Annotated in this window: 12 protein-coding genes; 5 read left to right on the forward strand and 7 right to left on the reverse strand. The window is 43.5% G+C overall.

The features are described from left to right. The first annotated feature begins 19 nt into the window (after positions 1-19). The 5 genes from fabF (at position 20) to NTX44_16015 (ending at position 7,206) form a co-directional block, all read left to right on the forward strand. Positions 20-1,285, forward strand: coding sequence for a beta-ketoacyl-ACP synthase II (fabF, locus tag NTX44_15995; protein ID MCX6123116.1), 1,266 nt, complete (start codon positions 20-22; stop codon positions 1,283-1,285). Positions 1,286-1,324: 39 nt separating this feature from the next. Beyond that, positions 1,325-2,167, forward strand: coding sequence for a ribonuclease III (gene rnc / locus NTX44_16000; protein ID MCX6123117.1), 843 nt, complete (start codon positions 1,325-1,327; stop codon positions 2,165-2,167). After that, on the forward strand, positions 2,151-5,030 hold the full coding sequence (gene gcvP / locus NTX44_16005) for an aminomethyl-transferring glycine dehydrogenase (protein MCX6123118.1): 2,880 nt from the start codon (positions 2,151-2,153) through the stop codon (positions 5,028-5,030). Before rnc ends, gcvP begins: the two co-directional genes overlap by 17 nt. A gap of 125 nt (positions 5,031-5,155) precedes the next feature. Continuing rightward, positions 5,156-6,433 (forward strand): hypothetical protein, encoded by a 1,278-nt coding sequence (locus tag NTX44_16010; protein ID MCX6123119.1) that lies wholly within the window; start codon positions 5,156-5,158, stop codon positions 6,431-6,433. A gap of 62 nt (positions 6,434-6,495) precedes the next feature. Next, entirely contained in the window at positions 6,496-7,206 is a 711-nt protein-coding gene (locus NTX44_16015; GenBank protein ID MCX6123120.1) for an RsmE family RNA methyltransferase, read from the forward strand. Positions 7,207-7,508: 302 nt separating this feature from the next. Here the strand turns inward: NTX44_16015 and NTX44_16020 are convergent, their stop codons facing one another. The 7 genes from NTX44_16020 to NTX44_16050 form a co-directional block, all read right to left on the reverse strand. Further along, entirely contained in the window at positions 7,509-8,423 is a 915-nt protein-coding gene (locus NTX44_16020; protein MCX6123121.1) for an alpha/beta hydrolase, read from the reverse strand. Positions 8,424-8,926: 503 nt separating this feature from the next. Then, the gene (locus NTX44_16025; protein ID MCX6123122.1) at positions 8,927-9,553 is read right to left on the reverse strand and encodes a hypothetical protein; all 627 of its coding nucleotides are present in this window, start codon (positions 9,551-9,553) and stop codon (positions 8,927-8,929) included. A gap of 112 nt (positions 9,554-9,665) precedes the next feature. Beyond that, the gene (locus tag NTX44_16030; GenBank protein ID MCX6123123.1) at positions 9,666-10,064 is read right to left on the reverse strand and encodes a hypothetical protein; all 399 of its coding nucleotides are present in this window, start codon (positions 10,062-10,064) and stop codon (positions 9,666-9,668) included. Positions 10,065-10,152: 88 nt separating this feature from the next. Next, complete coding sequence (locus NTX44_16035; GenBank protein ID MCX6123124.1) at positions 10,153-10,866, reverse strand: hypothetical protein; 714 nt, start codon at positions 10,864-10,866, stop codon at positions 10,153-10,155. Between the two features lie 433 nt (positions 10,867-11,299). Continuing rightward, entirely contained in the window at positions 11,300-12,217 is a 918-nt protein-coding gene (locus NTX44_16040) for a hypothetical protein (protein MCX6123125.1), read from the reverse strand. Between the two features lie 252 nt (positions 12,218-12,469). Further along, positions 12,470-12,706: a hypothetical protein gene (locus tag NTX44_16045; GenBank protein ID MCX6123126.1), complete on the reverse strand. Its 237-nt coding sequence runs from the start codon at positions 12,704-12,706 to the stop codon at positions 12,470-12,472. Positions 12,707-12,972: 266 nt separating this feature from the next. After that, the gene (locus NTX44_16050) at positions 12,973-13,413 is read right to left on the reverse strand and encodes an energy transducer TonB (GenBank protein ID MCX6123127.1); all 441 of its coding nucleotides are present in this window, start codon (positions 13,411-13,413) and stop codon (positions 12,973-12,975) included. Positions 13,414-13,626: the final 213 nt, after the last annotated feature.

The raw sequence follows: 13,626 nt of genomic DNA on the forward strand, positions 1-13,626 counted from the left end.
ATTTGACAAGGAAGAACCAATGGCGTTTGATGTAAACAAACGACGAGTAGTTGTAACGGGAATGGGAGTTATTACACCTCTCGGCAATACTGTGCAGGAGTATTGGCAAGCTTTGATGGACGGAAAAAGCGGCGCAGGTCCAATTACGCTCTTTGATGCCAGCGCATACGAAACGAAATTTGCATGCGAAGTAAAGGGATTCGATCCTCTCACGTATATGGATCGAAAACTTGCGCAGCGTGCCGATTTATTTGCGCTGTACGGAATTGCCGCCTGTCAGGAAGCGATGAAAGATTCAGGACTGAATCTCGAGAAAGAAGATCGTGAACGCATCGGTGTGATTTACGGTTCCGGTATTGGCGGCATGTGGACATACCATAAGCAGTTTATGAATTTTGTGGAAGGAAAAGGTCCGCGCCTCATCAGTCCATTTTTTATTCCTATGTTGATTCCCGATATTGCAGCCGGACGCATTTCGATGATATACGGGCTTAAAGGTGTTAACTACGCAACGGTTTCCGCATGCGCAACATCATCTCATTCTATAGGTAATGCATTTATACATATTCAGCGCGGTGACGCCGATGTTATGGTAACAGGCGGAGGCGAGGCGAGCATTTGTCCTATGGGTGTCGGCGGATTCAATTCATTAAAAGCTCTTTCCACGCGCAATGACGCTCCTCAAAAAGCCAGCCGTCCGTTCGATAAGAACCGGGATGGTTTTGTGATGGGCGAAGGCGGCGGTATTCTCATATTAGAAGAACTTGGACATGCTCTACAACGCGGTGCTAAAATTTATGCAGAAATTGGCGGCATTGGCTATTCTGGAGATGCACATCATATCACTGAGCCGGCTCCCGGCGGAGAAGGCGCAGTACGCGCTATGCGCCTTGCAATCCGCGATGCGGGATTGACTCCAGATGATATCGACCATGTGAATTCTCACGGTACATCGACACCACCGGGTGATAAATCTGAAACAGCCGCAATTAAGACAGTCTTTGGGGAACGTGCAAAGAAAATTGCCGTCAATTCCACAAAATCTATGACAGGCCACCTTCTTGGTGCGGCAGGTGCGATTGAATCGGTAGCAACCATCTTGGCGATTCAGAATAACAAAGTGCACCCGACAATTAACTACGAAACCCCCGATCCTGATTGCGATTTGAATTATATACCAAACAAAGCGCAGGATTGGAATGTCAACGTAGCAATCAGCAACACATTTGGATTTGGCGGACATAACGCCTCCCTTCTGTTTAGAAGGTATCAAGAAGAACACTAATCCTCACCATATGTTTTCGGTGGGGCTGAAGGAGTTGTGTTGAAGAACGTACTCCGTCGGCTTTGCTGCCGACTTCGCCTACAATGGTTTTCTCGTTTCTCACGGGACGAGCAGTTCAAACTGCTTGTAGAGAAACTCAGCTTAACGAAATTTGATTTTGTTCGGTTCACAGAAGCCATTCAGTACTATCCACGCAATTGGAAACTGTTTTTGCAAGCGTTGCTTCACCGTTCCTATCTTCAGTTTCTCGAGGAGCAATGGAATTCCAACGAACGCCTGGAATTTTTTGGTGATGCGATTTTGAATTTCGTTGTTGCCGAACATCTCTTCGTAACGTATCCGGATATGGAAGAAGGAGAACTGACCAAATTACGTTCTCGATTGGTCAACAGAAAAATTCTAGCGCAACGCGCAAAAGAATTGCACCTATCAGATTATCTGCTCTTGAGTTCAAGCGCAGCGCAGTCAATTGATAACGGCTCAGAGTCGATCATTGCGGATGCCGTTGAATCTGTCATCGGCGCGCTCTATTTAGATGGAGGATTGGCAGCGGCGCGAAAATTTATTTATACAACCCTCTTGAAAAACACAGAAGTGTTCAATTCTGCCATGGCAGATGATAACTATAAAAGCACACTGCTGGAATATGCGCAAGCGCGCTCGCTGGGTATTCCACGTTATTCTATTATCCATGAAGAAGGACCAGAACACGACAGGCGTTTTACGATAGAAGTTTCCATTGGAGCGCAGTCCTATGGCAGCGGTTTTGGAAGAAGCAAGAAAGAAGCTGAACAAGCTGCGGCTGCGCAGGCGCTTGAACATATCCAACTCAATCCTATAACTTCCAAAGTAGAGAATGAAAACAATGCAACAGAAAAATGAATTTCTCGCTCGACATCTTGGCCCGCGTGAGCATGAAATTCCCGAGATGCTTCATGCCATCGGCGTTCGTTCGATGGATGAATTACTTGATCAGACAATTCCTGAAACAATACGCAGTAAGCAACAACTACAGATGGATCCCGCTGAGACGGAGTACGAAATACTGAATGAACTTCGTGAAATCGCAAAGAATAATGTCGTTCTGAAGTCGTATCTCGGTCAGGGGTATTACAATTGCATCACGCCAAGCGTTATCCAACGAAATGTTTTCGAGAATCCGGGTTGGTACACACAGTACACGCCATATCAGCCGGAGATTTCACAGGGCCGTCTCGAGGCGCTTCTCAATTTTCAAACGATGGTTGCAGATTTTACAGAAATGCCGGTGGCGAACGCTTCGCTGTTAGATGAAGGTACCGCGGCCGCGGAAGCAATGACGATGGCGTATGGCATCGTCAACAAATCTCCGAAAATATCGGCAAATAAATTTTTTGTTTCTGCACGATGTTACCGCCAAACGATTGATGTCATTCTGACACGCGCCACCCCGCACAGTATCGAAGTCGTCATCGGTAATCCTGATACAGTGGAGTTTGATAAGTCATTCTTTGGAGCGCTGATTCAATATCCCTGTGAAGACGGCGCAGTAATTGACCGGCGTGGATTCATCAAGAAAGTGCATGAGGCGGGCGCACTTGCTATTATTGCAACGGATTTGATGGCCATGGCACTGCTGACTCCTCCGGGTGAAGTCGGCGCAGATATTGTTATCGGCAACTCTCAGCGATTTGGAATTCCTCTTGGTTACGGTGGCCCGCATGCTGCATTCTTTGCGACTAAAAATGAATACGTCCGCAGTATGCCAGGCCGGCTTATTGGCGTTTCGATTGATGCGCAAAGCAATAAAGCATACCGCCTGACACTGCAAACTCGAGAACAACATATTCGCCGCGAGAAAGCGACATCAAACATATGCACAGCGCAAGCACTCTTAGCGATCATGTCCGGGATGTATGCAGTCTATCATGGACCTGAAGGCATCAAAACTATCGCGACCCGTATTCATCGCTTAACAAAACTGCTGGATACCGAACTTATAAAGCGCAGCTTCGTACAACTCAACGAAATTTATTTTGACACGCTGAAAATTGAAGTTGCCAGCAAGAAACAAGCGGCACAAATTCTTCAACTTGCCGTTGAAGCGGGTTATAATCTCCGATTCATCGAAGATAAATATATCGGTGTTTCGGTTGATGAAACGACGACATTTGAAGATATCGAAGCACTGGTTACTATTTTTGCAAAAGCGAAAGGCGCCGCAGTTCAAAAAGGATCGCTGAACGCCCATTTTGAATCGACAGCAGTGTTATATCCATTTCCATTTCAGAGAATGAGCCCGTATCTCCGGCATCCCGTCTTCAACTCCTATCATTCTGAAACAGCTATGATGCGTTATCTTAAAAGTTTGGAGAACAAAGATCTCTCACTCACAGCATCAATGATTCCGCTCGGTTCCTGTACAATGAAATTGAACGCTGCAACAGAATTGCTTCCCCTGACGTGGCCGGAGTTTGCGAACATTCATCCGTTTGCACCAGCTGATCAATCAATAGGATATTTAAAAATATTCCAGGAATTGGAAAGTGCACTTTGCAAGACGACCGGTTTTTCAGCGGCATCGCTTCAACCGAATTCTGGTGCACAGGGTGAGCTCACAGGCTTGCTTGTCATTCGCGCCTTTCATCAGGACCACGGACAAGCACAGCGTAACGTGACACTCATTCCATCATCCGCACATGGCACTAATCCTGCCAGCGCAGTGATGGCAGGAATGAACGTTGTCGTTGTGAATTGTGATGCGAATGGTAATATTGATGTGGACGACGTACGAGTAAAGGCAATACAGTATAAAGACACACTTGCCGCTTTTATGGTAACGTATCCATCCACACACGGCGTGTTTGAAGAACGCATTCATGAGATGTGCGACATTATTCATGACAATGGCGGTCTGGTCTATATGGATGGTGCGAACTTGAACGCGCAAGTTGGACTTACCTCTCCTGCAGAAATCGGTGCCGACGTATGCCATATCAATCTGCACAAGACTTTTGCAATTCCGCACGGCGGCGGCGGTCCCGGCATGGGACCTATTTGTGTAACGCAGAACCTTATGCCGTACTTACCCGGACATTCGATTGTTAAACTCGGCGGTGAGAAAGCCATACACGCTGTTGCCTCAGCTCCGTGGGGCAGTGCAAATATTTTAATTATTTCTTACGCGTATATCAAAATGCTCGGTGCGGAAGGGCTGAAAGAAGTCACAAAAACCGCTATCCTGAACGCCAACTATCTGAAATCAAAATTGGAAAACCATTTTCCAGTTCTCTATCAAGGAAAAAATGGAAGAGTAGGGCACGAATTTATTTTGAATATGAGCTCTTTCAAAGAACATGTCGGTATTGACGTAGATGATATTGCGAAGCGTCTTATGGATTACGGTTTCCATGCACCGACGGTCTCGTTTCCTGTTCATGATACGATGATGATTGAACCAACTGAAAGCGAACCGAAAGCAGAACTGGATCGTTTTGTCGATGCAATGATTGCTATTAGAAAAGAAATGCAGGATATCGAAGAAGGAAAGCTTGATACAATTGATAATCCTTTAAAGAATGCACCGCATACTTCTTTGGCAGTAACAAGCGATTCGTGGAATCACAAATATTCACGTGAGCAGGCGGCGTTCCCGGTCCAATCGCTTAAGAAAAATAAATTCTGGCCGTCTGTTGGCCGTATCAATAACACCTATGGCGATCGGAATATTTTCTGCACTTGTCCGCCCATGGAAGAATATAAATAAATCATGTATTGCGGGTAGAGACCTACTCCGAAAAACCTATCTGACGCTACGATGCTGAACAATCATGATTGTTGCTTTGCCCTGATGGGTTCTGCATTATTTGGAGTTTTGTGATAAGACATCTCATGCTTCTTGTATTCATTTCATTTCTCAACTTACCGCTTCAGGCGCAGACTTCACCTGACTCTGCGATTATTATTCGGGGTATTCAAATTCGAGGCAATAGTACGACAAAAGAGCACGTCATCCTGCGTGAGATGTCGTTAAAAATCGGCGATACGCTCACACAACAAGCGAAAAATCTCGATCGCAATAATATCTACAATCTTCGCCTCTTCAATAAAGTGGATATAGAAGATTCGGTGTACGAACATCATGCAACGCTCATCGTGACAGTGTCGGAACGGTGGTACTTTATTCCATTTCCAGTTTTTGGCATGAAATATCGAGATGTGACGAAACTGTATTACGGTGCCGGAATGATGCACAATAATTTTCGCGGGCGAAACGAAAAGGTCTTTGCACTAATATATTTTGGGTACGACCAATTGTTTATGATCAACTATCAGAATCCTAAAGCAACAGACAATGACGATATCTATTTCGGAACAGCGCTGACACTTCAAAAAATACATAACTTGAGCAGCACTTCTGAAGAGTATATGAATTCTAACCTTTTTCTGCGCGGAACACTCGGCAAGCGATTTGGCATATACCAGACGCTCTCAAGTACCTTTGGTTATGAACTTTGGCAGGTCAGTGATCCTCGATTAAATAGCACGGTCTCTTCGTCAGGACGTGATGCGTTCCTTACACTGTCGCTTTCCTACAGGTTTGATACGAGGGACAACTACGAATACACGACGAACGGCACGCTTATTTCTTTTGCTGTCGCAAAGAATGGATTTGGAGAATCAGAAGTAAACATTATAACGGCATATTACGACGTGCGAAAATTTTTTGGATTCAACGGGGGAAGTACCTTCGGTGTGCGGACAGCTGGATCCTTTGCATGGGGCGGTATCATTCCTTCGTACCGGCATGCCTTCTTCGGATATGATGAACGCATTCGCGGATATTTTTATAAAAAGATTGAGGCAGAAAACAAAATAAGTGCAAGCATTGAACTGCGCCTGCCGATTTTTCTGCCGCGGTATTTAGAAATTGATTGGTTCCCCGTGCCGGAATTCCAAAAACTCCGCTACGGCTTATATTTCGGTATATTTGCTGATGCAGGAAAAGCATGGTCGCGCAGTCAAGTGCTGTCGGAACAGCCTTGGTATTTAGGATATGGAGCGGGATTGCAATTTCTTCTCCCGTACGGATTTACTATTCGCACAGAAACAGCGATAAACAACTTGGACAAGACCGAATACTTCATCGACTTTGATACATCATTTTAAATCCTCGGTCGTTCCCAAGAAAAAGGGAATTTAAACCCGAGTGTTATTATGGAATATTTATCATGGATTACTTCTACGTCAAATTGGAAGATGTAACAAGCCATGGATTAACGCTGCGCGGCGATGAATCGAAACATCTTGTCCGCGTGCTGAGAAAGAATATTGGCGACACCATCTTTGTGACTGATGGAAATGAGATGATGTATCAGGCGGTTATTGCAGAGATAGGAAAGACGGATACACGCTGTACTATTGCTGCAATCCATCGTAAGTACAACGAACCATCGATTGATGTCACGCTTGCCGTTTCGTTATTAAAAAATCCTGCAAGGTTTGACTATTTGGTGGAAAAGACTACAGAACTTGGTGTGCGGACAATCCTTCCTGTTTCTTGTGAGCGTACCATATCTCACAACGAAAAACATGAGCGTTTGGAAAAGATCGCTCTTTCGGCAATGAAGCAATGCGGGCGCAGCTGGCTTCCCCGGATTCAGCCATTGCAAAGTTTTAGATCGATAGTAGATAATTCCTCTCACTATCAGCTGAAATTCGTTCTTCATGAAAAAACCGATTTCTCGCATTCAATTGCATCAGAATTGATATTGCACGACGATCTTCACTCGCTCCTCATTGTCGTTGGACCCGAAGGTGGTTTTACCGAAGAAGAAATAGCGTATGCATCACATGCTGGATTCAAGTCTATCTTGCTTGGCACACGCCGCCTGCGTACAGAAACAGCGGCGGTAGTAGCGGTAAGCCATGTGCTTGTGTGATTCTCTGGTTACGTCGTCTCTTCAGCATCCAAGCCAAATTCAACGGGTCTGTGCCGTTATAATATCTGGAACGTCTCACGTTCGACGAGACATGCTTTCGTTTTCGATTTATTGATGAACCGGAAGTCAATCCGAAAAGTGGTTTGGATGCTATGCCTGTAGCAGGCAAGCTCATTTGGTCAGAGAGCGCCTTGTCGGGCGGCATTTTGCTGATTTAATATTTGGTAAAATTATGATCCATAATTTTCCTTCTATTTGATGACATAAGCAATGGGAACGAATCCGACGCTCGAAAAACTCCATCATTGTCCCAAAAATTTTAAGAGAGCCTTTACGGTTTCATCTGGTGATTCTTCCTGCGGCATATGGCCACAATTTGGAATGATCACCAACTGTGAGTTCTGAATATCGCGGTGCAGCCTCTGACCATGCTCCAAAGGAATTGCCGGATCGTTTGCCCCCCAAATGATCAATGTGGGGACGGCAATAGTTTTGATTAAGGCTGAGATAGAATCCGGATTTGCAGGAATCATTTGTCTGGCACAATCGACAAACGAATCATAACTCCCTGGTTGTCTCAAATATTCAGCATGTCTTGCTATCCTCTCTTCCGACACTTTACTTGCATCATAAAAAAGATAGTACAAGATAAAGCCTGCCATTATTTGAGTCGGGACGAGGTTCATGACTATCCAATTTATTACTGGTTTTCTCAGAACATCAATGAAGAAGGGGAATACTTGTTCATACGCGGCGGCATCGATCAAAATGAGCCGACGAACATTACCACGGGCATTGTCAGATCGATCCTTGAGATACGCAATTACCGAGACTGCACCACCATAAGAATTTCCCACAAGGGTGATGTCATGGATATGATGTGTCTTGAGAAAAGCGAGAACGATTTCAGCTTGATCTTCAAGAGAATATTTGCCGTCGTCAGGTTTTGATGACAAACCAAATCCTTTTAAGTCTAAAAAGATGAGCGTATTTCCTTTGGAAAGCGGTAATTGGATGTCTCGCCAGGTTTCTACAGAAGCTCCAAAACCATGGAGAAATACAATAGTGGAGTTCCCATTGCCGTGAATCTCGTAGTTGATTTGTATTTTGTCGGAATAATCGAATGTTCCATGAAAAATATCAGTCTCTTTGCTGATATTCGTTGCACAGTTGCTTAAAAAAAATAACAAAAGAAAAACGATGATTGATTTACGCATCTCTTTTTGGATCTAATTTGATATCTTGTGCAGATGAATTATTATGGTCTTTCGATATTTCAAAACGTAATCTAATGGATGGACTCCTGATAAATCGGGATGCTGCATTGATAACTTTTGCGCCTGAGGCGCATGAGCCTCTGGAGCACAAGCTATACTACACGATGCACATCATAAATTAATATCTTTTTAATTTGAATGCTAAATAAGAAATTGTTTCGTGCTCTGCGCGATAAATATTCAGATTTCCGGCTGTCAGTGAGCGCCCGGTCAGCTGGCGGCGGTTGTTCTCAAGTGATTCTATGCCCCGCCTTAGTTAGTGTTTGGCAAGTAATCTCGAACGACTTCTCACGCACAAGAATGAGATCTGTATCATAGGTAGAGAGCGTAAAGATGCTCACGCCATTCTCAGCAGGTGAGGTTACGCGTTTTATGCGCCCCGCTTTCTTGAAGCGGGATTGCGGGAAGCGCTTGGTTAACCGGCGTGAATTATTTATGATATATTAAAAAGCCGTTTCTAATCCTATCGAATAGATAAATCCATCATAAGAAAAACTATTCATGCCAATGAAATTGTTATTGTCGCGATAATACCAAATGTTGAGCCAACGAGATGAAACCTCAAGATTTAATATGACGGAATTGACAATTTCTAATCTCGGTGACAATATGAAGTAGAGTCCGAAACCTTGACCATTACTAGATGCCATTACAGATGGATACCCCGTGAGCGATGATTCTTCTCGTATCTGTGCAAGAGCATATATCACTCCTAATTCGGCTCTCACCCCTGACAATTGAGGATTGCTAATACCACCACCAATACTCATTGGATACACTATATGATTTGTTTTGATACTTGCATCAATATTTCCAGTTGGTGTCATAAATGGAAAATAGGTCTCCCTGCTGACCGTAAAACGTGATACTCGAACTGAACCAAAATACCAATCTTTATGCGGACGATAGAATGTTGATAGAGTAAACATGGGAGATACTGAAACATTGCTATGCTGGTTCGAAACCGCCATAACACCAGGGGTAATAGCACCAACAAAAAACGTTGGTTGAGTAAGATACTCGACATCACGATAATAACTTGAAGTGCTTCCGCCCCTAAGGTTTGTCATACTGCCTGAAAACATAAAAGTGAATTTCGGTAGCTTACTAGTAGAATCCATTAATACGGTTTGAGAATGTAAACTATTTATTCCGAGAAATAGTATTAGCAGTATTTTCATATTAATTGACTACTCTATAAATTAGAAGACGGCAAATTGGAGGATCAGAGTATGCCCACCCACTGAGTTCGACATAATAAAAACCCGCGGGCGCTTGTTTATTGTTTTGATAGGTTCCATTCCATAAAACAGTGTAAATCCCCGATTGGTGTGAAGCAGAATCAACAAGAACGATTGTTTCCTGTTGAGACATATCATGGATTGTTAAACGCAACTTATGTGGTGATGACGCTGGAGGAACTGTATATGTTATAAAAAGAGAATCAGAAAACGGATTCGGTGATGCTGATAGCTGATAATTACTTGGAATTCGTCCGTATTGGGCATCGATCATAAACGTTTCTTTATAGCATGCAATCAACCCAATAACTATTAATATTAAAAATAAATATGACTTCATAGACATTATCGTGTAATTGTATGATTTATAGAACATGCCCGCTAACGGACGTGCCCCGATACATGGGGATGCGGCGCGAGATTATTATTTACTTGTTGAGCCTGCGAAATCCCGCTTCGGCGGGAACTCTTTCCTTTTTAAAATGGTTAGGCAACACGTTATAATAAAGTACTTTCCATACTCCTAATGAATCCTTAGTAGAAATAATTGATATTATATTTGAAATAGAATCATTATTAGAATTACTTACACTACTGGTGCTGACTGTTGCAAAATTTGCGTTTTGTTTATCAGCATCGACAATAATCTGTTGCCATACGTACATTGCCTCTTGCCGCAAAGCGAGTGTGTCTGCGCCATTTATTTCTGATTGATATATTACAGTAAATATTTTACGTCCATTTATCACTTCACTAGTAGATGTATTAATTGGAACGATTTGTTTACCAGACAGCGATTTGTATGGCCCGAGTGAATTGAATTTGATAAAACGCTCATATCGGTTTACTTCAAAGAAAACAGTAAACAGATACAATATGGCAACAACAACTTGGATCCTTTTAGTGATTAAATAAAATCGTTGACGTTCTGGAAATAATTTGGTTCTTAATAGAATAAACAAAACGGGAAGAATAAGGATACTCAGCACCACCTGCAAGATTACCCACTTAGAGAAGAAATTGTAGGATTCAATATGCATCATCGTCCAAGTAGAAACTGTTATAATCAATATACAGCAGATCGTAGTTGTTATGCTCCAAATAAGGGAGATTATCAAGAATATTTTCGAGGATTTTTTCAATTTGTTATTCTCCTTAACGCGCTGCCTAACGGTTGGCGGCTAAGTCCGTCCCGATATTACATATCGGGACGCGATCGCGATCCCGCTTGGCGGGATCGGACTGCCGCGTTGAAAAGTTTCGCGATGCACTCAAGGAAACAGGTTCACACTACTAACTGAATTATTAAGCACTAAACCTCTACTCGCAATGTAAATTGCTAACACGCTCATCCGTCAGCTTGTTGAACGTTTTGTGTGAAACCCCGCTCTTTTTGCGGGGAGCCGCTGGTTAGGCAACACATTATGATTTATGTTCATTGCTGAATATCTGTAAAACTTTACGAATTACATGCCGCTTAAACTTTCTGACGCGGGCGGTGCAACCGGAACTTGACCTTATCAACTTAAAACAAAAATACATCTCTTCTTATAAGCCTAGACTTATTTGTATATGCTAATCTTTTACGATATCGGCCACACCCTCAAGGGCATTCGCAGAGCCAGAACTACGTAGTTGAAACGAGCGAGTGGCAGCTCCAATTGCTAAAGCCCAGAGGAGCCAGCTACTATAGAAGAGATATGGAACCCAGATCGCCATACCTTTAACGCCGATATCTTCTCCCTTTAATAAATTAGAAAACAACACCCAGCAGGCAATCGGCCCGATCAACGCGACGATGGCCGTTGCGGACCAGCCTGCAAACACTAACAGCCGACGCGGCAACCAGCAACGTTTTGAGACCAGAAACAGGGAAAGAGCGGCAGCCACTAACCATGGAATAGATGCAAGCCAAGGGATAAAACCAATGCCAGCCACACCGGGTTTCATTAACCCCAATGTTCCTCCCAGTGCCCAACATGTCCTAAGGATCGGATAGGGTAGTGCCAGCATGAACGCGGCATAACCGTACCATGTAGTCACGTGCCTGGGTTTAAGTGTGACAGGACGTGCAAGGACAAGACGCGCAAGTATAACAACAGAGGCGAGAGCCAGAGCCTTAGTTGCAAGCGCCGGCCAGTCAACGGGAAAGGGTATGAGACCTGTTATGCGCAATAAGTCGAGCGGTAGCCCGTTGGCTATCCACACCATCAGCAGGAGACTGCCCCAACGAAGTGTTTGCTGTACGCGAAGCCCTTGGGGACTACCATTCATTTGTATGAGCCCCACTGCGACAAACCCGATGGCAATAAAAGGAATCCCGATCGAAGCGAAAATTTCAGCGCTGACCAGCCGGTTGTGAACGAACTGCTCAAGTATCCTAGCCGCGAGCACTGCAATACATAAAGTTAGTGCGATCCGTTGCTCCAGCCTATTGTCTAATGATGTGCTACTCTGTGATTTCATTAGGTTAGTTTTTCTATTTTCTGTCATTTTAAACTTCAACTTTCTTGTCTTTTTTAAAGTTGTTGCCTAACGGACGCAACTAAATTGTGGCGTTGATAAGTTTCGTAATTCACAAAACGAAACAGGTTCATGCCGAAAAATAAATTATTAAACATCAAAACCTCTATTAGCCTTGCGTAAAGTACCAACGTTCATTCGGTCAGTTTGTTGAACGTTTTGTGTGAAACCCCGCTCTTTTTGCGGGGAGCCGTGGGTCAGACGGCTACGGGATAATTATTTTTACTTCCATCCCTGAATGCTAAGATTGGCAAACGATTCCAAATAACCACATTTATCACAACAATAAGTTGTAATAGGATGACGACGTTTATTAATGAATTTGATTCCTGTCCACCATGATCGTTCAACTATTCCTTCTATCCAACAATTTACAGCTTGTCTTCCAGTAGGAAGTTCCATGGCGAATCCTTCAACCATTGAACCGCCACATTTACTACATTGAAATTGTTTGCTCATTGTACTTTCCTTTTTCAATTACGAAAATATTTGTAGCCGCCTAACGGATGGCAGCTAAGTCCGTCCCGATATTACATATCGGGACGCGATCGCGATCCCGCTTGGCGGGATCGGACTGCCGCGTTGATAACTTTCAAAATACACTAAACGAAACAAGTTCATGCTGAAAAGTTTATTATTAAACATCTAAACCTCTACACGCCATGCTTAACGTACTCGGCTGGCAACCGTCAGCTTGAGCGCCTGGTTAGGCGCCACACCACATTTTAATTATTCCTAAACCGAAATGGAATTGAAACCCAAACATCAACTGGAGTGCTATCTGCCTTTAACGCAGGTGTGAATTCCCATTGGATTGAGGCTTCCAAAGATGGCCTATTAAATATTTCATTATCTGTTTTAATCACAACAGCTCTTCGGACTGTTCCAACTGTAGTAACCCAACATTTGACAAATACATTACCCTCGATATTGTTGACTTTTGCATATTCAGGAACTTGAGGTTCTACTATTTTTGTGACAGTTGGTGCTTTAGCATATGGAACAAAATCGGGGGGTGGAATTGCACTACTTGAAGTATCACCAAGAACATATGGAGCTGGTTCTGGTTTGTTCTCGTCTGTGTTGGTCGGGCTTTGCGTGTTTTTTGAGCAACTCAAGGATAATAGAGCAACGAAGATCAGAATATTCAAATATTTATTTTTCATAGATGAATTATCCTTGTGGCGCCTAACGGATCGGCGCTAAGCTGCGGCGCTGATAAGTTTCAATATGCACTAAACGAAATGAGTTCATGCTGATAAAGAAATTATTAAGAACAAAACCTATGCTCGCCATGCTTAACGTACCCAGCTGGCAACCGTCAGCTTGAGCGCCTGGTTAGCCAGCAATTGTCAAATATATTTTTGCTCAATCAAATG

Source organism: Ignavibacteriales bacterium (assembly GCA_026390575.1).
Taxonomy (GTDB): Bacteria; Bacteroidota; Ignavibacteria; order UBA10030; family UBA10030; genus Fen-1298.

Coding starts and splice junctions, on each gene's coding strand:
- NTX44_16010 (MCX6123119.1), top strand. CDS start 5,156: ATGCTTCTTGTATTCATTTCATTTCTCAACTTACCGCTTCAGGCGCAG.
- NTX44_16015 (MCX6123120.1), top strand. CDS start 6,496: ATGGATTACTTCTACGTCAAATTGGAAGATGTAACAAGCCATGGATTA.
- NTX44_16050 (MCX6123127.1), bottom strand. CDS start 13,413: ATGAAAAATAAATATTTGAATATTCTGATCTTCGTTGCTCTATTATCC.
- gcvP (MCX6123118.1), top strand. CDS start 2,151: ATGCAACAGAAAAATGAATTTCTCGCTCGACATCTTGGCCCGCGTGAG.
- NTX44_16045 (MCX6123126.1), bottom strand. CDS start 12,706: ATGAGCAAACAATTTCAATGTAGTAAATGTGGCGGTTCAATGGTTGAA.
- NTX44_16030 (MCX6123123.1), bottom strand. CDS start 10,064: ATGAAGTCATATTTATTTTTAATATTAATAGTTATTGGGTTGATTGCA.
- NTX44_16020 (MCX6123121.1), bottom strand. CDS start 8,423: ATGCGTAAATCAATCATCGTTTTTCTTTTGTTATTTTTTTTAAGCAAC.
- NTX44_16025 (MCX6123122.1), bottom strand. CDS start 9,553: ATGACAAACCTTAGGGGCGGAAGCACTTCAAGTTATTATCGTGATGTC.
- fabF (MCX6123116.1), top strand. CDS start 20: ATGGCGTTTGATGTAAACAAACGACGAGTAGTTGTAACGGGAATGGGA.
- NTX44_16040 (MCX6123125.1), bottom strand. CDS start 12,217: ATGACAGAAAATAGAAAAACTAACCTAATGAAATCACAGAGTAGCACA.